The organism is Glaciecola sp. KUL10, assembly GCF_003203515.1.
Taxonomy (GTDB): Bacteria; Pseudomonadota; Gammaproteobacteria; order Enterobacterales; family Alteromonadaceae; genus Glaciecola.
On record NZ_BGNG01000005.1, the window covers coordinates 201,263 to 225,624 of the forward strand.

Genomic DNA, 24,362 nt, shown 5'->3' on the forward strand with positions numbered 1-24,362 from the left:
AATACTTAAGAATTCAATAAGTCTTTGAATTTTATTTGATATGTATCAATAGCGCTAAAAAGTAATACCAAAGAAGTACCTGTTTTTTATATTTTTAATGATTATAATCACCAGCCTGAATAGCTTGGAAGGAAGTCGCGCGTTGAATATTGCTAAAGTTGATTTGAATTTACTGGTTTATTTAGATGTTCTCTTGCGTGAAGGTAGTGTGACCAAAGCAGCTAACCAGCTAAGCATTACTCAGCCTGCAATGAGCAATGGTCTAAAACGTTTGCGAGATTTGTTTAAAGATCCACTTCTTGTGCGCACCAGCGACGGTATGACACCCACAAAAAGAGCATTAGAGCTTCAGCCGGTGATCCGCGACGTACTCGCTAAGCTTGAATCATCTATTCAACCCGAAACAGAATTTAATCCTAAAACAAGTCACCGCACATTCAGGATAATGACCAGCGATTATGCTGAGTCAACACTATTGCTTGAGTTGATTGGCCAACTTGCTGATTTAGCACCGAATATTACACTAGATTTGATTACGCCATCAGATGTGACTTTTCATGATGTTGAACAAGGAAAGGTCGACATGGCGATTAACCGTTTCGATGAGTTACCCTTGTCATTTCATCAAAAAGTAGTTTGGTATGATAGTTTTTCGTGTGTCATCGGCAGTGACCATCCTCAACGTCACAACTTCGATTTAGAAGCTTATTTAAATGGTCAGCATATCTGGGTGAGCAAAACTGGTTTTGGTGTGGGCGTCGGAATAGATCCAACAGAAGTGCAAAAATTAGGTTGGGTTGACGCTGAGTTAACTAAACTTGGCAAACAACGAGACATTAGAGTATTCACGCGCCACTATCATGCTGCACTTCAATTGACTAAGACACAAAATTTAATTGCCACCTTACCGACTAAAGCTGCCAAAATTTTTAAAGACGATCCCAATATTGCTGTAGTTGATACCCCTTTTGATATTCCACCCATTGCATTGAAAATGGCTTGGAGCGCACTTCTGCACCATGATGCAGGACATATTTGGCTTAGACGCCTAATAAGTGATGTTGCAAATCAGATTGGTGATGTTTAACACTGCTTGCACTGCCCATTGTATCAAGAAGAAAACACTAATAGTGCCCAATAAAAGTGGCGTTTAAATCAATAGCAGCCTTCTTTACAAGTAAGGGGCGCTATTTACCTCTTATATCCCAGCGTTACAACATGATAAAAACAAGCAAACTCTCGAAAATCAAAAACTGAAAGTCACACTGAAACCTTTCGACACCATAACATTCACGATATTTATGACAAGAATGCAAAGCATAAATTAAAAACAACATGCCTAGGGCATTATACTGATAACCCTAGCTCAATATTTTACAGAAATAAGCGTTTCTTTTTTGCATATGCAGCAAATTTACAAAACGCTAAGTTCAACGGGAGACAGTCATGGCAACATACATCACACGCGGTCGTTTGAAAGTTGATTCAACATTAGATGAATTTATTGCCAATCAAGCACTCGTCGATTCGGGCATAGAAAAAAGCGCGTTTTGGAGCGAATTCGAATCTTTATTAATCGAATTGAGCCCAATTAACCAAGCGCTATTGAAAAAACGTGACCACCTGCAAACTCAAATAGATAATTACCACCTTGCCAACAAACAAACGCGCGTTGATTTTGAACATTACAAAGCATTTTTAAAAGACATCGGCTATTTAGAAGCGCAACCTGATACTTTTAGTATCGATACTCAAAACATAGATCCAGAAATCAGTGAATATGCTGGCCCTCAACTAGTGGTGCCTATCAACAATGCGCGCTACGCACTCAATGCTGTAAATGCTCGCTGGGGCAGTTTATATGATGCACTATATGGCACTGATATCATTCCTCAAGAAGGCGAATTAGAGAAAACGGCGCAGTACAATCCTAAACGTGGCCAACAAGTTATTATCCAAGCGCGTAAATGGTTAGATGTGATCGCACCTCTCACCACCGGCTCTCATCATGATTCCGTCGCTTACAACATCAACAATAAAAACCTAGAGATAACGCTAACAAATGGCGAAATTGTCGAACTTATGGATAAAAATGCTTTTATAGGATTTCAATCAGCTAACGGCAATATTCAAGCAATATTACTCAAACACAACAAGCTTCATGTTGAAATTCAGTTTGACGACCAGCACCCGATTGGCAAAACAGATCCTGCCAACATTAAAGATGTTTATGTCGAATCTGCGCTCACCACTATTATGGATTGTGAAGATTCAGTCGCGGCGGTCGATGCCGAAGATAAAACTTTGGTGTATCAAAACTGGCTTGGGCTTATTAAAGGTGAATTGTCGATACAGATGAATAAAAACGGCAGTACTATTACCCGTAGCATGAACCCTGATCGTGAATATCAATCTCCAACAGGTGAAAAACTTTCGCTTAACGGCAGAAGCCTGATGTTTGTCCGTAATGTTGGTCATTTAATGACAAACCCAGCGATACTGTTAGACAATCAAGAAATACCAGAAGGGATCATGGACGGCGTGATCACGTCACTCATTAGCAAACAAGATGTATTGAAGCAAAATACGCTTCGCAACAGCCAAAAAGGCAGTATTTACATCGTAAAACCCAAAATGCATGGCCCAGAAGAAGTTGCGTTCACAAACACCCTGTTTGCACGTATCGAAGATATGCTCAAACTTGAACGCTACACCATCAAAATGGGGATCATGGACGAAGAACGCCGTACCAGTATCAATTTGTCAGCATGTATCGAAGCCGCTAAATCTCGTGTTGTGTTTATCAATACAGGATTTTTAGACCGCACGGGCGATGAAATCCATACCTCTATGCAACTCGGTGCGTTTGCGCCAAAAGCAGAGCTTAAAACACGCGAGTGGATTGGTGCTTATGAATCATCCAATGTAAGCACTGGTTTAGACGCTGGTTTATCGGGTAAAGCACAAATCGGTAAAGGTATGTGGCCAATTCCAGACCAAATGGCAAATATGATGGAAGCAAAAATTGCGCACCCAAAAGCGGGTGCCAATACCGCTTGGGTACCCTCACCTACCGCAGCTACCTTGCATGCCCTGCATTACCATCAAGTTGATGTATTTGATGTACAAGCTCAGATTCAAGCGCGCGCGTCACAAACAGATTATATTGATACTATTTTGCAGGTGCCGTTATTAGAAAACGGACGTGCGTTTAACGAGCAAGAACTTCAAAACGAATTAGATAACAACGTACAAGGCATCTTAGGTTATGTTGTACGCTGGGTTCACCAAGGCATTGGCTGCTCAAAAGTACCCGATATCAACAATGTAGGTTTAATGGAAGACCGCGCAACATTGCGTATATCCAGCCAACATATCGCAAACTGGCTACATCACGGTTTACTTACACAAGCTCAAGTTGAAGATTCACTCGCGCGCATGGCGGTATTGGTTGACGAACAAAATAAAGCTGACAGCGAATATATTCCAATGACGCCAAATACCGGCGAATCCATTGGCTTTCAGGCAGCAAGAGACCTGATATTGTTAGGTAAAGAACAACCAAGTGGCTATACCGAACCGCTATTACACCAACGCCGTTTAGAGATGAAGGCATTAATGGCTTCGTATAAACTTGGTCAACATGCAGGAAAGCAGGCTAGTTAATAAACAGAGTGTTCAACTAAAATAAACGTCGTTCCCAACTCGAAGAAAGGTCATTCCCAACTCGATTGGGAACCTCGTAAACCACCTAGAAAACGCGCATATTGTTAACGTTTATTGAAAAGGACTTCAATCATGAAACAAGCATTCGTTTGTACAATAACAAACCCTTTTTATCGTTCATAGCTTTTCAAAAAGCCATCCAAATCACTACTAAGATGCGAATCGAAAAAAGATTCAAAATGTTTGTTGAGTGACCACTCTAATAAGTACAAATATGCTTCCATAGACAATTGACGATTGGGACTATGACCTGCATCTGGGTCAACAAATAGAAACCGTGCTTGTTTTGGCGTATTAGCGCTTCGCAATTTTGCCACATATTGTTTTACTTTTTTGATATCAACTCTGTCATCCCTTGCGCCTGCCCACACATACACTGGTTTATTGACCTTCTCCCAATGCATGAAGGGCGATTGAGCACTAAGTCGTTGCTTGTCTTTTTCATCAGAAATATCAACAGCGAGTTGAGAAAACATTTGCTGGCGACGGTCTGAAAGGTTTCGAAAGTCTTTTCGATCTAAAAATTCTATCGAATAAGTAAGGTCGGTTGGTGGTGCACCCGCAAACGCCATTTTAAACAGTTCAGGTGTAAAACTCAGGCCTGACAAGGCCGAAAAGCCGCCAAAGGAGTGCCCCACAATCGCAAGTCGCTTGGGGTCTCCAATGCCAGCGCTTAACAAAGCATTCAACCCATCAATAATATCTTGTTGAACAATACCATCACCAAAGTCTTTATTTGCCGACACCATATATTGAAAGCCCATCCCGATGGAAGAGCGAAAGTTGGGTTCGTATACAACAAAACCTCGACTCGCTAAAAAGTCCGAAATAAAGGAATAATGATTGTCAGTCCGGCTCCAAGGACCACCATGGGGCATCACAATTAGCGGAAGCGTTTGAAGATCAAAGCCATTTGGCACCGTGATATGAGCAAACTGGCGCATTCCATCCGAAACAACATAATCCACGGTGCTTTTGTAGCTCGCAACTCGTTTACTCTGATAGGAAATGGAATCAAGTGCCTTGATGCGATCGTGTGAAGACGCGCGTGTCGCATCATATAAAAAATACCGTACACTGGGGTTTTGAGGTGATTCTTGTCTTAACAACCACAATGTTGCATCAGCATTCGTTTGGATAGAAAAGAAACTATCAACGAGTGCAAACGGATGCTTGAGATTTTCTTGTTTGAGTAGTGCTTCGATTTCCGTTAAAGCGTCAGTTGCAGCTGCGTTTAAGCCATAGTGATGCATAGATTTAGTTTGGTAGCTGATAGTATTGGGTAAACCCAATTTAAGGCTTACATCATAAGCATCAAAGAACGCACTTGGATCTTGGTGCAAACGACTAAAAGGATACGTATCTGAATCTACATTAATACGATACAGACCAATCAAGTCTTGACCGAGCCTCCCAAATACGACGAGCGCTTGGGGCTGAGATTGAGGTTGCTTACTTTGAGACTCCTCTAATCCGATCATTGCGCACGGATCCCGCAATTCACAATGCGCTATTACCGCTTTTTCAGGCTTTCTTACATCCACTAACTCAACTTTTCCACCGTTAACTCTTTTAATGAAATCAGCCTTGAGTGGGTCATTGTTATCGCTTATGACGCCGATTAGCGCATGTCTGCTTTTGTAAATAGCGTGTTTTATTCCTGAGCGATCCAACATACTAACGGTAAATGTTTTTGATTTAGGATGACGGCTCGCGACCAATAGTGCATGAGGTGCTTGTTTGTGAATATCCATCACGTATTCATCATGTTTTGAGTCGAGCTTATGGATGATCCTTGCTCGGCTGATGTTAATAGACGCGCTAGAGGTTTCGACTTCTTCAGGTATCAGCGAGACCAAACTCACGAATTTTGGGGATAGAATAAATATATGCTTTGCATCTTGCGACCAAAAAAACTGTTTTATTTTAGGAGAAGTGAAAGCCGTCGTTTTTTCTCCCGTCTGTATGTTCATCAATACCAATGAAGGAATTCGCTCATTTGCATTTTTGCCAGAACGTTTATCTTTACTGATGAAAGCTATCCACTTTCCATCAGGAGAAAGAGTGACATCACTTATAGAAAAGCCTTTAATCGCTTCGAGCCTATCCAAAGCTATCGTTGGCATTTGCAAATGGCGCTGACTAAATTCAGCAATACTGCTGACTAGTTTTGGTTGGATAACTGTATGTGTAGCGCCCTGTTCACCATCTAGTTCACCCGGCAAATCAGCATAGGTTTCAACAGGCAGGATAAATAGAACAAGCGCAACTAAGCAGGCCAAAATATTGGCCAAAAGAGTGAATACCATAACAAATCCTAAGGTCTTACACTGCTTGCGGTTTAGCAGACAGCAATCTTTGCGGCTTTTTAAAATACACACCTTTGAAGGGATGCAAGAGCACAAAACTTAACAGCGCAGGAAAACTCAAGCTGCTCACGAGCACGATCCATGTAGCCCACTGCGCTTTGTTGAGTTCATGTTTTCGCCCTAATATAATAAGTAAAATCAGGCTAATAACATGCACAATCACGGCTTGCAGGTTTACTGTCATCTCGCTTGTGTCACTCGGTATAGCTAATGCTTCATCAAGTGCATTCATGATTTCTGCGCGCATCACGTACAACAGTGGCGAAAGCATATAATCAATTTCTTCTATCCAATTCGGATGCCTGTTGACGGTATATTCACGACTTGCAACAAGCGTTTCATTTTGCGCATAATCTACGTGAATTAAGTGGGTCTTTGCGCCAACGCCACTGTAGTGACCTTTATCTTTAATAATAAATGCAAAGCCGTCCGCTAGTTCAAAGCCTAGAATATTCGTAAGTTCGATTGTATCAGGTAAATCAAACGCAAAATTTGGAGCTAAGGTTTCGTATTCATAGGCAAAACGCTGCGAATCAAAAAGAATAATACGCTGATTGGTAAACAGCGAAATAAACCCACCTTCCCGCATGTAATAAGGCATATTTTGAAGATACTCATTATCTCTTAAGCGGAATCGCTCAGACACGCTTTGGTCTTCAAAATTAATACTAAGCAACGTGTTGCCAAAAGCGGCATAACGGTTTTCTATCAAATAAGGAACGCGGTCAAATACAGCACTTTCCTTGTTTTGCTTAAATTCACTCAATGAGCGATAAAAGCCATCTTGTCCAATTACACCAGCGGGCTCTCCAGTAAGGGCGTGTTTGCCTAATAAAACCATGTGCTTATGTGAAAACTGATAATTGATATTGTTTTTTTCATCGACCAATTGGTAACTTGTGTCATCGAGGTGTAGCTGGTGTGAACGCGGATGACTGCGCACAGATGCGGCTATCCAATGATAATTACTTTCATCTGCTTGCAAACGAATACTATTCGCTAGGTCTGGTGCAAACACTTTTGCATTTTCTAGCGTATAATAAACGAGTTCGTCTTTGTTTAAGCTATAGGTATAAGACAGACTTCCGTCTACTGGGTTTGTATCAGGGTGTGTGCCAAGCGCCCATTTAGGACCGTGATAAAAAACGACTGTCGAGAGGATCAATAAATATACTAGGTTAAAACTCATTGGAACGGCTAATAAAGACTGTGCAATGGGTCCGCGCAAATACGTTGATAGATCAGGTTTAAAGCTCAATTTATTTAGATAATAGAGCATGCCATTAAATACTATCACAGGTGCAAACTGAGCAAGGTGACTGTCAGCTTTCGGCGCAAGTACGAGCACAAGTAAGCCCACTAACAAAACAATCCCACGACTCGCATTTAAGACAATGAGTACACCGAGCTGATAGCTCATCAAGGCGGTTAAGCATAAATAGACAATGTAAGAGTAGTGCCTAAACTCAACTAAACTGCTACCGAATACATCTGTACCCGCTACCATAACGAGCCAAGGCGCACCTACCGCAATTAAAATGACCGCGGCTCCGGCCAGTAAAATTGCATTGCAAATACCAGAACTGGGTAATGGGCGGTGGATCAAAAATGTCCAGTGATTCTTGCGTCGGTGCAAAACGATTTGTAGCGCACCAAACATAAAGCTCCCGCCCAACATCAATAAGTTGTTAAGCGCACTTTTTGCTTGATCAGGATATAGGAAGGGTTGATACCGCAGTGAAAAAAGGAAAACACCTAAAACTACAAGAGCCCATAAGCACGCCCATTTTTGATATCGATAAAATTCGCTTTTCGCTAATTCAAACATGACTAATTCTTTCCTTATGTTATACGTTATAGCTTCACAATTGGCGGCTAGGCAGGCGTATGTTTAGCTTGAGAAGGACGGCTATGATGCTTCGAGAGAAACGCATTGACTGCTTGGTTAAGTGACACATTTTGAGCAAAAGAGATATTGATACTGCGAGCGTTTAAATCAGCTGTTATTTGCTCAAGGGTCCTGTCGACAAACGTCAATTGGTATGACTCGTCAATGGATTTTGTATTAATAAAACCGGGTAATTTTTCAAACACTTCGGCTTTGAGCGAGCTCGCTGACAAACCTAAGTGTTCGGCCTCAACCATTACACTTTTAATACGCTCAACAAAGGCTTCGGGCGTACTTGAATTCGTCAACTGCCCTTTTTCTAATATAATCAGATTTTCGGCCACACGCTCAATTTCCTCCATTTGATGAGAGCAATATATAATCGTTGATTCTGACTCTCTTTCAGCAAATAAAAGGGCTTCCAAAAATGACTGTTTTGCCACAACATCTAAACCAAGTGTGGGTTCGTCTAAGATAAGTGTGCTAGCTTGTTGTGCCAACACCATCGCTAGATTAACGCCAGCTCTTTCGCCCCTTGATAAACCCGCGATTTTTTGGTTTGGATCGACATCAAAAAAACCAATGACATTGTTGTAAATGGTATCGCTCCATTTAGGATAAAAGTGTTTTTGCATTTTTAGTAAAGCGTTGATCTTCATCCATGTTGGTAAGGTGTGTTCTTCGTTGACATAAGCGACTTTTGCGCGTGTAGTGGGTGATAAATTAGTCGCGGATTCGCCGTATACTTTGATGCTTCCAGAATTTGGTGTGTCGACACCCAATAGCAGCCTAAAAAGTGTTGATTTGCCCGCACCGTTGCTGCCAACGATGGCGTGTATACCGTTATTCGGAATCGCTAGCGTTAAGTGATTAATGGCAGTTTTGTCGCCAAAGGTTTTTACTAGGTCATGGGTTTCAATACAAAATTCTGAGCACATGATCAGTTTCCTTTCTTTGTGATTTTTTGTAAGGCCGCCGTCGTTTCTTTAATGATTTCAGCCTGCGTGTAATCCAAGTAAGCAACCTCGTTGACAAAAGCGTTTATTGCTTTTTGTAAACGACTTTCTTGCTCTTGCTCACTTAATTGTTGGCGATGTTCAGATACAAATAGTCCTAATCCTTGGCGTGATTCCAGCAAACCTTGTGCAGTCAATTCTCCGTAAGCTTTAGCAACCGTATTAGGATTGATCGTCAGTTGCATAGCCAAGCCTCGGACGCTTGGTAACTTTGCCCCCTCCACTAAACTGCCATCTGCAATTTGCATGCGGATACCGTCGACTATTTGTTTAAAAATAGGCCGTGGGTCACCCGTTGTAATCTGGATATTGATTGTGCTCATCAGTCCAACTATTAAATAATTTAAAAAGCACAGCTCAACTGTACTATTTGTATTAGTACAGTAAATACAGTTTGCAAAATAATCAAGTTTTTATTTTCTACATTGCACAAAAAGTAAAACAAATTTCCAAGAAAGCGCTTTACATTTAATACCCTAGCCATTACTCTCAAACGAGTTACAATTAACCAGCAACTTTTGGAGGATATATGAAAGGTTTATCATCATTAACCCGCATTTTCAGTGATTCATCTATCGCTTCTTTCCTGCTGCTCTTACTTAACGCAAAATTTTTGCACGGGTAAGTATTGTAAATAACAAAACTCTCTAAGAACCCGTGCATTGCACGGGTTTTTTTGTTTTAAACTAGGGTAAAATCACCCTACACAATTAAAGGGCTTAGTAATGAGCAAACAAGTCAAAATTTTCGACACCACTTTGCGAGACGGCGAACAAGCGTTGGCCGCCAGTTTGAATCAAAAAGAAAAATTACAAATCGCACTGATGCTCGAACGACTTGGCGTGGACATTATTGAAGCTGGATTCCCTGTATCATCACCTGGTGATTTCGAATCAGTTAGATTGATTGCGCGTGAGATCAAAAACGCAACAGTTTGTGGTTTATCTCGCGCATTAGAAAAAGACATCGATGCCTGTGGTCAATCATTGTCAGTGGCTGAACAATTTAGAATTCACACCTTTATCGCTACTTCTGATATTCACGTTGATACTAAGCTTAAAAAGTCTCAAGACGAAGTCGTCGAAATGGCAGTAAAAGCGATTAAACATGCACGAAAATACACGAACGACGTCGAATTTTCGTGTGAAGATGCGGGTCGAACACACATTGATTATTTGTGCAGAATGGTTGAATCGGCTATTAATGCTGGTGCAACAACGGTCAATATTCCAGATACGGTAGGATATACAACGCCAACAGAGTTTGGCGGCATCATTAAAAACTTATTCAACCGTGTACCAAACATCGATAAAGCAACCATATCAGTACATTGCCATAATGACTTGGGCTTAGCCGTTGCAAACTCGCTTGCAGCGGTAGAACAAGGTGCAAGGCAAGTTGAATGTACGGTTAATGGTATTGGCGAGCGTGCGGGTAACTGCTCACTTGAAGAAATCGCCATGATTTTGCAAACACGCTATGGCTTGTTGGGTTTAGACACAAATATCAAATCTCAAGAAATCTCAAAGGCGTCTAAGCTAGTCAGTAACTTGTGTAATATGCCCGTTCAGTCTAACAAGGCCATTGTTGGCGCAAATGCGTTTAGCCATTCGTCTGGTATTCACCAAGATGGTGTATTAAAAGGCCAAAACACCTACGAGATCATGACACCTGAAAGCGTGGGGATTAATAAAAACAACCTCAACTTAACATCGCGCTCAGGTCGCCATGTGATTAAACACCGCTTGGGTGAACTAGGTTATCAACAAGACGAATACAATTTAGATGCAATCTACGAATCATTTTTGAAATTGGCAGACAAAAAAGGCCAAGTATTCGATTATGACCTAGAAGCACTCTTATTCTTCGATCAACAAAAGCATGATCATGCCCACTACAAACTTGAGCACCTTCAGGCCCAAAGTGGTCGAAATATCATCCCAAGTGCCACCGTTCAATTGAGCGTAGGTGGCGAGAGTAAGACTGAATCAGCTATTGGCAATGGTCCAGTCGACGCGGCATACAACGCGATCATGCGCGTTCTTGAAGGACACACTATCGATATTGTCGATTTTAAATTAGATTCAAAAGGTGAAGGGGCAGACGCCCTCGCCCAAGTCAGCGTTGTCGCCGAATACAACGGTCGTCGATTTAACGGTATTGGCCTTGCCACAGATATCGTTGAATCAGGCGTACGCGCACTAATCTTTGTATTAAACAACACACATTTAGCTGATCAAATAGATGAGCAAAAACAACAAGTAAAAGTATCAGGAGTATAAAATGTCAGCTTACACATTAGCCGTATTGCCCGGAGACGGTATTGGGCCAGAAGTCATGGATGAGGCTAATAAAGTGCTCGATGTGGTTTGTGAAAAGTTCGAGCTGACCTTAAACCGCACCACCTACCCGGTGGGCGGTTACGCAATCGATCATCATCAAACGGCACTTCCAGAGCAAACCTTAAAAGGTTGTGAACAAGCCGACGCAATTTTATTTGGTTCGATTGGCGGTCCAAAGTGGGACAGCCTACCTTTAGAGCAACGCCCAGAGCGCGCCGCGCTTTTAACCCTGCGCAGCCATTTTGATTTATTCAGTAATCTACGCCCTGCAAAAATATACGAAGGCTTATCGCATTTATCACCTTTGCGCGCTGATATCGCTGCCAGCGGTGTTGACGTGCTTGTGGTACGTGAACTTACTTCAGGTATTTACTTCGGGCAGCCCAAAGGTCTGTCTGGTGAAGGCGAAGAAGAATATGCTTTCGACACCATGCGATATTCACGTAAAGAAATTAGACGTATTGCTATCAGCGCATTTGAAGCAGCAAGCAAACGTGGCAAAAAAGTCACTTCAGTCGACAAAGCCAACGTATTGGTTTGTAGCCGCTTATGGCGTGAAGTTGTTGAAGAAGTAGCAAAAGACTACCCGCAAGTGACACTTGAACACATTTATATCGATAACGCGACCATGCAATTGCTGTGCAACCCTGCACAATTCGACGTGATGCTTTGTTCAAACCTGTTTGGCGATATTATTTCTGACGAATGCGCCATGTTAACCGGTTCAATGGGCCTATTACCTAGCGCTAGTATCAACGGTGATGGATTTGGTATGTACGAACCGGCTGGCGGCTCAGCGCCCGATATCGCAGGCAAAGGCATTGCTAATCCGATCGCTCAAATCCTTTCTGCGTCAATGTTATTGCGCTTTAGTTTAGGCGAAAATGAAGCGGCTGATGCAATCGATGCAGCCGTGGTAAAAACCCTAGCAGACGGTATTTTAACTTCTGAATTACTCAGCGAAGACAACAAAGATAAAGCCAGCAGTACCTCTGAAGTAGGTAGCTACATCGCGAACTTAATCGCCCAAGCCTAAGGAGACACACCATGGCAGAACGAAAAGCGGCAGAACAAACTGCGGCAAAAACACTTTTTGATAAAGTATGGCAAGCGCACATTGTTGCGCAATTGGGTGAAGACACCTTGCTATACATCGACCGTCACCTGATCCACGAAGTGACATCTCCACAAGCATTTGCCGGTCTAGATGAAGCCGGTCGCATGGTGCGTCGTCCAGACTTAACCTTTGGTACCATGGATCACAGTATTTCAACGCGTTCATTAGCATTAGATGCTTGCGGACCGCAAAACAAATTGCAACTGCAAACCCTAGCGGTTAACTGCGCTAAACATAATATCGAGCTATATCCTGTTGGTCATAAAAACCAAGGTATCGTGCATGTGATTGGTCCTCAACAAGGGCTTATTCAACCAGGTATGACCGTAGTGTGCGGTGATTCACATACAGCCACTCATGGCGCGTTTGGTGCCTTAGCTTTTGGCATTGGTACCTCTCAAGTTGAGCACGTACTTGCTACCCAAACACTCAAACAATCAAAAGCGAAAAGCATGAAGATTGATGTGCAAGGCAAGCTACCTGTGGGTGTAACAGCTAAAGACATTATACTCGCGATCATCGGCGTCATTGGACACGCAGGTGCTACTGGACATGTGATTGAATACTGCGGGCAAGCGATTTCTGACCTATCAATGGAAGAGCGCATGACCATTTGTAATATGAGTATCGAAGCAGGCGCCAAAGCAGGTATGATTGCCCCCGACCAAAAGACCTTTGATTATCTAGAGGGACGAGAGTTTGCACCCAAAGGCGAACATTGGGAACAAGCAGTCGCATACTGGCGTACACTTTATTCAGATGATGATGCAGAATTTGATACGGTTGTTACCTTAAACGCCGCAGACATTGCCCCACAGATCACATGGGGAACCAATCCCGGTCAAGTCGTAGCAGTCAATCAGGCCATTCCTTCGCCAGATAGTTTTGATGATCCAATTGAAAAAGAATCTGCTGTCAAAGCCTTGAAATATATGGGCCTCTCGTCTGGGCAAACGTGGGATCAAGTCGAGGTTTCTCATGTATTTATCGGTTCTTGTACAAATAGTCGCATCGAAGACTTACGTGCAGCTGCCGAGGTTGCGAGCAAAGGCAAGGTCAAAGGCAATGTAACTGCGATTGTTGTACCCGGTTCTGTTGCCGTTAAGCAGCAAGCCGAAGAAGAGGCCCTTGATAAAATATTTATCGACGCAGGCTTTGAATGGCGCCTTCCGGGCTGTTCAATGTGCTTAGGCATGAACGACGACATTCTACAACCTGGTGATCGTTGTGCATCGACCAGTAACCGCAACTTTGAAGGTCGACAAGGCCGAGGTGCACGTACACATCTAGTTAGCCCAGAAATGGCAGTTGCTGCTGCACTTACTGGAAAATTCACTGACGTTAGAGCACTACAGGAGCAAGCATAATGGCTGGATTCACAACACATACCGGCACTGCTGCCCCACTTGACCAAGCTAATGTGGATACCGATCAGATTATTCCTAAACAGTTTTTAACCGGTGTGACTCGTGCTGGATACGGTAAACACCTGTTCCACGATTGGCGCTACTTAGATCTGCATGAACAAGAGGCGAACCCTGACTTTGCACTCAACAAACCGGAATTCAAGGGCGCTAGTATACTTGTCACTCGTGAAAACTTCGGCTGCGGTTCAAGTCGAGAGCACGCGCCATGGGCACTTGCAGATTTCGGTTTCAAGGTGATTATTGCAACTAGTTTTGCAGATATTTTTTACGGAAACTGCATCAATAATCAACTCTTACCCATCACTTTGCCATCAGCGCAAATGGATCAAGTCTTTGATGCTATTGCAAAAAACAATCGCGTAAAAATAGACATAGATTTACCTTCACAAACTGTCAGCATTGCCGATAACACTTTTAGATTCGAGATCGCAGAGCATCACAAAAATAATCTGATTAAAGGATTAGATGCGATTGGTCAAACACTTGAATTTGACGAAAAAATTTCTGCGTTCGAAGCTAATAGGTCAGCTTGGGTATAACTACCTACTGATAAATACGATTGTTAAGCAGCCAAAATACTAGTAAGACAGTGTTTTGGCGTGTTTGTTATGAGTTCCAATCAGGAAGCATTTGTCGTCTTTATGTTGCAAGAAATAAGTTTATCAGAATTAAAAGTCGGAATGTTCGTCGAGAGAGTCGTCGAGCAAACTGGTAATGTGCTTGTTAAAAGCAGTGGTCTCGTTAAAAGCGACAACATCATTAAAGTGTTGGAAAGCAAAGGCGTGACGCGCATTGAAATTAATTTGAATAAAAGCAAAGTCGAGTATGTTCCACCTGAGCCACCCGTTTCTCCCGAACCGACTATTGCTCCAAAACCGACTGTTAAGCCAGAACCAACAGTCATTAAAAAACCCAAAGAGACTGCCGCTGAGCGTATTCAAGCCGTACCTGATATGCCCTTTAGTAGTGAGGTTTGTCCCGAAAAACTAGAAGAAGCCAGCGCATTGTATGATCAAGCGAAAGACATTCAAAAAGACTTTGTAAAGCAACTTAGAAGTGGTGCCACGCCCGATTTCAACCAATTGAATCACCTCAGCCAAGATATTATTGATTCAGTTTTTGATAATAGTGAATCTTTAGCTTGCTTGATGATGTTGAAAGGTGCTGATGATTATTTAGTAGAACACGCACTTAACTGCTCGATTCTGTTAGCGATGTTCGCTACTTACAAAAAAATGTCACAAGCGGAAGTAGAAGACTTAACGCAAGCGGGTTTGCTGATGGATATTGGCATGGCTTCACTTCCAGCTGAATTACTGACCAAACAGGACGGATTTTCTGCATCTGATTGGACGGTTATTAGAAGCCACATCGATATAGGCTACGAATTGGTGGAGCGTTTTGCTGACGTGCCCCCCATTGTTTACGATGTGATTCAAAATCACCACGAACGCGCAGATGGCTCTGGTTATCCTAAAGGAAAAACAGCACAGCAACTTAGCGACTATGCTCAAATGGCAGCGATAGTCGACAGTTATGACGCGATGATCACTAATCGTGTTTACAAATGCTCCGATAATGCAACGGATGCACTCAAAAAACTACAATCAGATCCCTCGATGAACACTCTATTAGTTAGGGAATTCATTAACGCAATAGGCTTACACCCATTAGGTTCTTTGGTGAAGCTTAGTAACGATCGCTTAGCCGTAGTCAGTAAACGAAACGTCAATGATCCACTCAAACCAGTCGTCATGTCTTTTTATCATATTCAAGGGCACGTACACACTGACATTGAGCGTGTCGACCTTGCGCAAACTGACATCGAAATAGTGAGCGGCATAAGGCCAGAAGAGTTCTCTATTAGCCTATCCAGCTTCTTTAAAAAAGCGTTTTTACCAGTCAGTTAATGCGTTCATTGAAAACACGTTTTCTCGAAATGAAAGAATCACGCGTTGAGGTTCAATGTTAACGATCTGAAGCTGATCATCAATATAGTCACCCTCAACCATTCTCAAGCCATTCACTCTTACCCAGCGGTTTTCTGGCAAGCTTGCGTACATGTGAGCGCTAAAGGTCATCGCAGGTAAATCGGTAAGCACCGCCACCGGTAGTTGATCAACTCTAGGCACATCATCATATTCATTATTTTGCGCAGGGCTTTGTGCTTCAGTTTGTTGTTTCTCACTGTCTAATTCAGCAATCGCCGCATTAAACTTAGCTAAAAGTTCAGGCGAAATAGCGGGCGCGGCAGCCACCTGAGTATTGCTATCTTCAGGCTCAACAACTTGATTTGGTCGCACGAGTGCTTGCGCATTTTCTGGCTGATAACCAAGCACAATTGGCGCTTGCTCGTCATTCGTCGCGTTGTTACTCTCATCAACACTGCTAACAACTCCGCTGTCTGATTCACCAGTAGCTTCACTATCAATTTCACTATCAATTTCAGCGACAACCCCGTTTTCAAGTTCGTCGGTGTCGGCTGGTTTTTCATCATGTACACTAGCATTTTCTAGCTCATTTTTATCATCACTCAAAGCCGCAATAGGCATTGACGATTCGGTAGGCGTTGATAATCCAGCCAACCAGCTCGGCGTTTTAGCGAGTGAAAAGCCCAAAAGCCCTCCCAGTACAATTAGTCCAACAAACATGGAAGCTGTTCTCCCATACAAATGCCATTTAGATGGCAGCGTATCGGGACTGGGCATAAACATAGAGCGATGAAATTGCTGCGACAAGCCTCTATCAGCAGAAGCCACCGCTTTATCACTATTCATTAATAGCTGAGTAGGTGTTAATTCTTTATCTTTGTGTGTAGGTTGCGAAGTAACGAGAGCTTGTTCAGATTCGACATCACTCTCAAGGCCAACACTTTGCTCAAGATCCACTTCAAGCTTTAAAACGCCCATTTCTTTGAGGCCTTTTATCATCTCAGGGCTGCGAATCATGCCCACTTTACGAATCTTCACCGCACCGTTTTGTTCGACAACACGACTCACCATCATGCCTGGCGTTAATTCTTCAATAATGACTTGTTTAAGCATTTACGCATTCACTCCCACAACAAAACCCAACAAAAGCGCGATGCCAAAACTGACAATAAATGGCCATTTAAGTTTATCTCTGTTTCGTTGCTCAACAATATCTTGCCCCAACACTTGGTAACTTGCGGCCATCATAATTTGATGATCGACCATCGGCTTTTGTAGTGAGTATGCAAGGGTCAATGCGCGATCACATAGAAGGTTAATCACTCTTGGGATCCCACCGCTGATTTGAAACAAAGCTTTAAGGGCTGAGGCTGAAAATAGTTGGGGTAACCCATTGGCAACACTTAGGCGATGCACGACGTATAAGCCCACTTCATCAACCGTTAAGGGCAATAAATGATATCTGGCGGTAACGCGTTGAGCCAACTGACGAAGTTCGTTTCGACGCAAGAGCTGCTGCAATTCAGGTTGCCCGATTAATACGATTTTGAGCAACTTTTCTCGATTAGTTTCTAAATTAGTGAGTAAGCGCAGTTGCTCTAAGACTTCAGGGAGCAAGTGCTGCGCTTCGTCGATAATCAGTACAGTATTGATGCCCGCTTCGTGGTTACTGGCTAATTTCTTTAGGATTAAGTCAGTGTAGGTTTTTAAGCTACTTGTACGCACATCATATTGAATGCCCAACTCATCACAAACCGTTGCCAATAGTTCTAAGGCCGACAAGGTAGGGTTTAAAATCACTGCGGTTTGAGTGTCTTCTGACAAATCTTGCATAAGTTTGCGCGACACCGTGGTTTTACCGGTGCCGACTTCACCGGTTAGCATCACAAAGCCACCAGATTCTTTTAAGCCAAAGGTCAGATGGGATAAGGCCTCGCGGTGGCGCGGACTCATAAACAAATAGTCGGGATTGGGCGCTATCGAAAAAGGATTATCCGACAGGCCAAAATAAGATAAGTACATATTCGCGCAACTTGTTATTATTATGTCTGTAATATTCTAAGGGCGTTAGTATAAACGCTCGGGTAACTAAGCCGGCATTTGTGCCGCAAGCCGTATTGCAATGCCGATTAAACTAACCAGTATAGACAACTAAGTCAACGTAAGGTTTAGGCTTACTCAATATAAATCGGCACCTTCAAAAATCGTATCGTGAGATGGAGTGTAAGTGAAAGTATATTTAGTCGGCGGCGCGGTCAGAGACACGCTATTAAAACGCCCTATTATCGAACGTGACTGGGTAGTCGTTGGCGGCACTGAACAACAAATGCTTGATTTAGGCTACACCCGTGTTGGCGCAGACTTTCCGGTATTTTTACACCCCAAAACCAAAGAAGAATATGCGCTGGCACGCACCGAACGAAAACGCGGACATGGTTACAAAGGCTTTGAATGCAATGCCAGCTCAGAAGTGACACTTGAACAAGATTTGCTGAGACGAGACTTAACGGTCAACGCGATGGCAATGGACGAAAATGGCAACATAATCGACCCATATCAAGGTCAAGTTGACTTAAATCGGGGTGTTTTACGGCATGTTTCAGACGCATTTATTGAAGATCCCCTGCGTGTATTTAGAGTCGCTCGGTTTGCAGCTCGCTATAAAGACCACGGTTTTGCAGTCGCCAATCAAACCTTAAGTTTAATGAAAACCATCAGTCAATCAGGTGAGCTCGCTCATTTAAGTGCCGAGCGTGTTTGGAAAGAGACATCAAGAAGCTTGCTTGAACAACACCCCGATATTTACTTTTCAATACTCAAATCAGTCGATGCTTTAAGTCACTGGTTTCCAGAGTTAGAAAAACTATGGGGCATTCCTAACCCAAGTCGTTGGCACCCCGAAATCGACACCGGCCTGCATACTATGATGGTTTTAAAACAGGCTTGTAGAATCAGTGACCAACTCAGTGTCAGATTCGCAGCACTTGTACATGACTTTGGTAAAGGCCTAACGGATACAACCCAATGGCCATCACACCGAGGACACGATGATCTTGGCTTGCCACCTATCAAAGAATTAAGCAAACGCTTGAAAGTACCCAATGATTGTGCAGAATTGGCATTATTGGTGAGCAGTCATCACAGCGCAGTCCATCGGCTGTCAGACCAAAGTCCTGAATCAGTGTTAAATGTATTGAATAAAACTGACGCTTGGCGCAAACCTGAACGATTTAAACAACTCCTCGATACCTGTTATGCTGACTTTGCAGGGCGAAAAAATTTCGCGTTGCTTGAATATCCACAGCGTGAACAATGGCTTAATATATTGAATAGCTGCCAAAAAGTAACGGCCAAACCATTTGTAAGTGCAGGTCTGAAGGGCGCTGATATTAAACAAGCAATTGACGAGCAAAGGCTTCAAAGGATTAAAGAATCAGGTTATTTGCGATGCGCCTAACCTATATATAGAGTTGGAGAAGGAATTGAATAAGGAAATCGAGTCTCTTAAGGAAGAGTTAGAGGAGCTAAAAAACCAAATGCTTTTAAAAGGCATGCTTCTCTCCAAAAAAATTGCGGAGCTCGAAGCTCGTATTGATGTCTCGGCTTCAGAAGCAACAAGCTCAAACGAACAAATGCCTGTAAATGCTGAACCTACTACAAGCATGCCGTTTCCATCGAAACCAAGTTCAGGTTCAAGTTCAGCTTCAAGTTCAGCTTCAAGTCCAGCCGAGTCTACATCTAAAAGCTCTTCGTTTATTAATCAACTTATTGCTCAGTTTTTAGCAATGGTTTTTGATTGCTTCACCCCTGTTGTTAACATCTATTCGAGCTATAAAGCACGTGGCATGCTAGGCATTGCGATTCTGACTGTGTCGGGTGTTGGATTGGTTTTGTTCGGCTTCGCATATCTATTACAGTTAGTAATCGATGAACTTGCCGCAGATGCAAAATCAGCACTGCTTGGCACCACTGCACTAGCGGTCGTTGCAGGTGGTTTGTATCTAAAAGCCAAAACCACATACTCTGAATATGCTAGTGCTATCGTTAGTTTAGGCTTACTGCTTTGCTTCATTACTATCTATTTTGTAGGCAGTGTTTATTCTTTCTTACCTGCGCTTGTAACTTTAAGCTTGTATGCCCTTACAGCGTTTGCTTGCCATTATTTAGCCCTGTATTTAGAAACTAAGGTCGTCGCTGTTATGGGGATTGTTGGCATTACTGTTATTCCAATGATCGCCGGTGCAAGTAACATTGCCCCTACTTTTTATTTAATCGCAGTCTGGTTAGTCAGTTTAAGCAGTCTGATGATCGGGCATCGATACGTAGGCTACTGGCTCAGTAATATCACGTTTGTCTTCAGTTTTATTGCACTTGGATGGGTTGAATCAAATAGCAATGTCGAAATGGCAGCTTGGATGATAAACGCGTTTTATTTGTTATTCTTCTGCTATCTGATGGTTTCTTTATACAAAGAAGAAACGAGTAAGAGCCGCCTCCTAATCTCTTTAGCAGCCAACTTTGGCGCAAGCCTTGTATTATTGTTACAAAGTGAACAGTTTGGTTTTGAAGAACTTGCTTTCCAGTTTTTAATCAACGCCGTTATCTCGTTACTAGCAAGCTATATATTGTACCGAGAACGTCATCGTTATTCCCATTTAGGCATGATAATTGGTGCTGCTTGGCTAGCACTTACTATTGTTGCTCTACTGACCCCTACGTATTGGGGAATCGCATGGGCAATTGAAGGCTTGTTGTTGATATACATGAGTCTACGCTATGACTTGATAAAGCTCATCCATCACGGTCAAGCGTTATGTGCACTAGCAATTACCTACTGCATAATTGCAATTTTCCCATACTTTCCCGAGCCCGTGTTGTTGCGTTTGGATGGTTGGCTAATTGTCATCGTGATTGGTGCCACGATCGGGATTTGGCAACGGTTAATTGCCTCCGCAACAAATACAAATCAGCTCAATAGCTATATCGAAAAACAAATAGACCCTGTTTTAATCTTTTTCGAATCAGCATGGGTTGCGATTATCCTACTCACTTGTGCCTATATTTGGCTTGACGAATGGGCGGGTTTAAGCGCTATCGCGGTGCAAACTGCATTGATGTTTAGGGCGCGTCACACTAAACTTTCGCAATTGGAATTACTGGCTGTTAGTTTGATTTTATTTCCACTTGCCTATGTAGTGCTAGGTGCAAATCAAGTCCAAACCTATCACTTTTCACTGCTCCCAATGTTCGCACAGTTCTCACTTGGTTTAGCCTTTACTCAGCTATGGTTATGGTCTGCTTTTTATCGAAAATTCTATCCTATGAGCAGGTTGTCTGAGATAGCAGAAACTGCAAGACTTGCCTTTTACTTTTTATTGCCAATTTGCTGGATAGGTTTCGCCTTTCGTCATTTGCAGGAAGATATTTTACTTGTTTTGTGGTTATCGCCCTTTCTTAGCATAATAATTGCTCACTTAATCAATTCGAAGTTAATAGGTATTCAAAGCAGAGTACTGAGCCTTGCGCTAGTATTGATAACGACCATCAAACTTACGTTAGTTGATGCGTACAACAATCAAATTAATCTCTTGATTAGCAGTTTAGTTGCGGTGATTGGATTAGTAGTTATTGCTTCAACGGCCCATTATTTTGCTAAAAAACCGGTCCCTAATCAGCATCATAACTACTTTATCCAAAGCGCAATCGTTAACGTTGCGGCAATTTTATTAGGGTTATTTATAGTGAATAGTCTCTCTAATACCGTGGGACTGAATTTAGACCTAATGCGACCCGAAATTTTAGCCATGCTATTGGTGACAAGCTATTCGCTATGGGTACTGGTCGATTCTAATCGTTTTCAGGTTTTTGCCAGAAACGCTGTTTTTCACCTCATAGTATTGGTGCTCACTACATTAGTTTCTTGGCTGTTGCTTAGCGAAGGTTCACACTCATACCTTCACTTTGCAATCTATCCGAGCATGATATTGGGAGTAGCCGCTTATGTTATGATCAAAAAAATATCATTGCCTTCACTCCATCAAGTGGCCAAAAAGCAAATCGAAAAACACAAGCAAAACGCCGATCTCTTAGTACACTCTTACGCGGTGATTACTTATTTATTAATGTTGGGTCATCTAAGTTATTTAAATTTCGATCTGGCGATTGCACCAATCTTGGCAGCGCATGGAACCGCTGTATTGTTTTTAAAAAACAGACGTGTTGCAACAGTTCGTTATGGTTTTGTGCTGATTGCAATGGGTATTTTGAAGCTTGCGGTGATCGATACAGCACAAGTTATTCTGTGGCAAAAGGTGGTATTGTTTATCGGCATAGGCGTATTTATTCTGTTTGCAAGCTTTTGGTACCAAAAAATCATTACCAAAGACATACTGCGCCACTCATTAGGTCATTCGCCTAGTGAAACATAGTTATTTAGCAATTGATTGAATGGATTTATGAACGAAGAAATAACTCACAAAACCGAAAAAAGGCCTTGGATAGAACGCCTCAAAGAAGAGAGTTGGGAAGCCGAGCTTTTAGTATCCGCACTTGCGCTATTCGGTACATTTCAACTTTTTAGCATCATCGATTGGTTAGCAAATTACTTTATTAATGTGTTGCCCATGCATCAATATGACATTGGATATATGATCACTTTTTACGCGCTCATTGCTGTCAGTACGTTGTGCGCTATGTTTGTGATTCACTTCTCGTTGCGTGCATATTGGGTGGGGCTGGTTGGACTAAATTCAGTTTTCCCAGATTATGATTTCGACAATAGTCTATTTTCACCGATTTATACTAAGAAGCTGGTAAAAATATTACCGCGAGTGCTGGACACCATTCAAAAAGTCGATCAATTGTGCAGTGTGATTTTCTCAGCGGCATTTGCTGTGTTATTCATGTTCGTCTACTTGGTTATTTTTTCTACGTTATACTTGTTAGCGTTCAACTTGCTGCTGCCCTTTGTTGCGTGGTGGGTTTTACTTTTTCCCGCAGCGATCATTGCAACAATTTCTGTCATTCAAATATTAATTTCGAGTATAGCCAACCTCAAACGCTTTAAGCATAATGAAAGAGTACAACATTACTACTACATCGCCGTAAAACTCTCGTGGCCGCTTTTAAACGGCCCAATGCACAAGAATATTCTGCAAGTTTTCATGATGTTTACCACTAATTTTAAAAAAGACAAGGCACTGTCTTTTTTAATTATTGTATTTTTACTTGTCGGTACCTTTGTTTCTATCAGTCAAATCACTAAAACCCACATCTTATATTTAATCAATTCTGATATATTTTTTAATAGCACCAAGACATACAACGGAATGTATGCAAGCGAAAACGAAAAAAGAGAAAATTTTTCCTACTTGATTAGCCCTGAAATCCCCTCGGACATTATCCAAGAAAACTATGTGAAGTTGTTTATTCCAATATATAAAAGTGAAAGGCCACTACAAAAGCAATACTGTGATGGTCTAAACGAAGAGTCAGCACACTCACAAACAAATGGCTTACACATTCAAAATGCTTATCTACAGTGCTATCAAAGCTACCATCAAATATTTTTAGACGATGAAGAATTAAAGTTGGAAATGCGCAAGTATGATCATCCGATTACTAAACAATTTGGTGTTTTGGCCTATATCCCGATACACGATAAGTCGCCAGGTGCATATACGCTAATGGTGACAAAACAATTTGTCGCAGACGAGCAACCAATCAGGGAATGGTATATCCCCTTTAGAAAGTAAACCATGTTAGCTTGGCTGTTAAAGGTAAAACAACCAAGCTTTGACTTTCTTTATTTTGTGAGAAACGGCAGATTAGTGGGATCAGCGTTCTTGCCCAAGTTAAACAAAAATACTGCACCTATCGCAATTTCTTGTTTCCCCGTGGCGATTTGCATCGAGACTTGAGCTTCATTAGCGTCATAGCTATCGCTCGCCACACCCGCTAATGCAAAGCTTTGCCAATCTGATGTCAGCTCAAAGTCTCTACCAATAATCGTCGTGTAGGGCTCGCTTGCTTTTTGCACACCCACATTTTTGATCACTGCAGTTTTATTGCCCATCGGTTGTTTAATAGCTTTAGCGAAAAAAGCCATATACAGCACGTCGCCTTTTTCAATCGCCACGCCAGAAGGATTAAAGACACCGGCATCCCACGGATTTTTGCCACGTTTCGTTTTTATCTCTAGCGCTACGCCACCTAAAGCGTCGCTTTCTTTGTTGTACTTTGCTTTGATATCGTCACCAAAGGTTTGCAGGCTCTCGGCAAAGGGAGCGACCATCAAGGTTCCCTCATCAGGCAATGCAGAGATCAACTTGCTGTAAACAACATCTATCTCTCTGCTGCGATCTTCGGCATAGCTATTTGCACTGCTTATCGCAATTGAAGTTAATAAAAGCAAACTTTTCAGCGTGTTGTTTGCACAAGTCTTTAGGGTTTTATGGTTCATTTTCTTCGATCCATCAAATTGTTAACGCTAACAATATATTGCGAAATACATGGACACAATAGTTGTTGTCTCCATGGTAAAAAAG

The 24,362-nt window shown here is 42.2% G+C and carries 17 protein-coding genes; 10 read left to right on the top strand and 7 right to left on the bottom strand.

The genetic code is table 11. The features are described 5' to 3' along the window. Positions 1-142: 142 nt before the first annotated feature. Together KUL10_RS10530 and KUL10_RS10535 are read left to right on the top strand one after the other, a co-directional pair. The gene (locus KUL10_RS10530; RefSeq protein ID WP_110429022.1) at positions 143-1,087 is read left to right on the top strand and encodes a LysR family transcriptional regulator; all 945 of its coding nucleotides are present in this window, start codon (positions 143-145) and stop codon (positions 1,085-1,087) included. Positions 1,088-1,446: 359 nt separating this feature from the next. Further along, entirely contained in the window at positions 1,447-3,666 is a 2,220-nt protein-coding gene (locus KUL10_RS10535) for a malate synthase G (protein WP_110428889.1), read from the top strand. 170 nt (positions 3,667-3,836) lie between these two features. Here KUL10_RS10535 and KUL10_RS10540 read toward each other — a convergent pair whose 3' ends face one another. Genes KUL10_RS10540 through KUL10_RS10555 form a run of 4 tightly spaced genes read right to left on the bottom strand, consistent with a single transcriptional unit; the run spans position 3,837 to position 9,322 of the window. Next, the gene (locus KUL10_RS10540; protein WP_110428890.1) at positions 3,837-6,035 is read right to left on the bottom strand and encodes a S9 family peptidase; all 2,199 of its coding nucleotides are present in this window, start codon (positions 6,033-6,035) and stop codon (positions 3,837-3,839) included. Between the two features lie 16 nt (positions 6,036-6,051). Beyond that, a complete protein-coding gene (locus tag KUL10_RS10545) occupies positions 6,052-7,923 on the bottom strand; it encodes a hypothetical protein (RefSeq protein ID WP_110428891.1) in 1,872 nt (623 codons plus the stop codon). Positions 7,924-7,970: 47 nt separating this feature from the next. Next, a complete protein-coding gene (locus KUL10_RS10550; protein WP_110428892.1) occupies positions 7,971-8,921 on the bottom strand; it encodes an ABC transporter ATP-binding protein in 951 nt (316 codons plus the stop codon). 2 nt (positions 8,922-8,923) lie between these two features. Next, positions 8,924-9,322, bottom strand: coding sequence for a GntR family transcriptional regulator (locus KUL10_RS10555; protein ID WP_110428893.1), 399 nt, complete (start codon positions 9,320-9,322; stop codon positions 8,924-8,926). 402 nt (positions 9,323-9,724) lie between these two features. Between KUL10_RS10555 and leuA the strand changes: the two genes are divergently transcribed. From leuA to KUL10_RS10580, 5 genes are all read left to right on the top strand, one after another. Then, positions 9,725-11,281: a 2-isopropylmalate synthase gene (gene leuA, locus KUL10_RS10560; RefSeq protein WP_110428894.1), complete on the top strand. Its 1,557-nt coding sequence runs from the start codon at positions 9,725-9,727 to the stop codon at positions 11,279-11,281. Position 11,282: 1 nt separating this feature from the next. Further along, positions 11,283-12,377: a 3-isopropylmalate dehydrogenase gene (gene leuB / locus KUL10_RS10565; protein WP_110428895.1), complete on the top strand. Its 1,095-nt coding sequence runs from the start codon at positions 11,283-11,285 to the stop codon at positions 12,375-12,377. Positions 12,378-12,388: 11 nt separating this feature from the next. Continuing rightward, complete coding sequence (gene leuC, locus KUL10_RS10570) at positions 12,389-13,825, top strand: 3-isopropylmalate dehydratase large subunit (RefSeq protein WP_110428896.1); 1,437 nt, start codon at positions 12,389-12,391, stop codon at positions 13,823-13,825. Further along, positions 13,825-14,424, top strand: coding sequence for a 3-isopropylmalate dehydratase small subunit (gene leuD / locus KUL10_RS10575; RefSeq protein WP_110428897.1), 600 nt, complete (start codon positions 13,825-13,827; stop codon positions 14,422-14,424). The genes leuC and leuD overlap by 1 nt, the downstream gene beginning before the upstream one ends. A gap of 69 nt (positions 14,425-14,493) precedes the next feature. Then, on the top strand, positions 14,494-15,795 hold the full coding sequence (locus tag KUL10_RS10580; protein ID WP_233499786.1) for an HD domain-containing phosphohydrolase: 1,302 nt from the start codon (positions 14,494-14,496) through the stop codon (positions 15,793-15,795). Here KUL10_RS10580 and KUL10_RS10585 read toward each other — a convergent pair. Continuing rightward, entirely contained in the window at positions 15,781-16,929 is a 1,149-nt protein-coding gene (locus KUL10_RS10585) for a general secretion pathway protein GspB (RefSeq protein WP_110428898.1), read from the bottom strand. The two genes, KUL10_RS10580 and KUL10_RS10585, sit on opposite strands and share 15 nt — an antisense overlap. Continuing rightward, positions 16,930-17,838 (bottom strand): ExeA family protein, encoded by a 909-nt coding sequence (locus KUL10_RS10590; protein ID WP_110428899.1) that lies wholly within the window; start codon positions 17,836-17,838, stop codon positions 16,930-16,932. 205 nt (positions 17,839-18,043) lie between these two features. On the opposite strand from KUL10_RS10590, the gene KUL10_RS10595 reads away from it, so the two are divergent. From KUL10_RS10595 to KUL10_RS10605, 3 genes are read left to right on the top strand one after another with little or no spacing between them, the layout of a single operon-like run. Beyond that, positions 18,044-19,273 (top strand): multifunctional CCA addition/repair protein, encoded by a 1,230-nt coding sequence (locus KUL10_RS10595; RefSeq protein ID WP_110428900.1) that lies wholly within the window; start codon positions 18,044-18,046, stop codon positions 19,271-19,273. A 25-nt stretch (positions 19,274-19,298) separates the two neighbouring features. Beyond that, positions 19,299-22,244, top strand: a complete 2,946-nt coding sequence (locus tag KUL10_RS10600; protein ID WP_110428901.1) for a DUF2339 domain-containing protein — start codon at positions 19,299-19,301, stop codon at positions 22,242-22,244. Between the two features lie 27 nt (positions 22,245-22,271). After that, the gene (locus KUL10_RS10605; RefSeq protein WP_110428902.1) at positions 22,272-23,570 is read left to right on the top strand and encodes a hypothetical protein; all 1,299 of its coding nucleotides are present in this window, start codon (positions 22,272-22,274) and stop codon (positions 23,568-23,570) included. Positions 23,571-23,620: 50 nt separating this feature from the next. On the opposite strand, the gene KUL10_RS10610 is transcribed toward KUL10_RS10605, so the two are convergent. Then, positions 23,621-24,277, bottom strand: a complete 657-nt coding sequence (locus KUL10_RS10610; RefSeq protein WP_110428903.1) for a hypothetical protein — start codon at positions 24,275-24,277, stop codon at positions 23,621-23,623. Between the last annotated feature and the right edge of the window lie 85 nt (positions 24,278-24,362).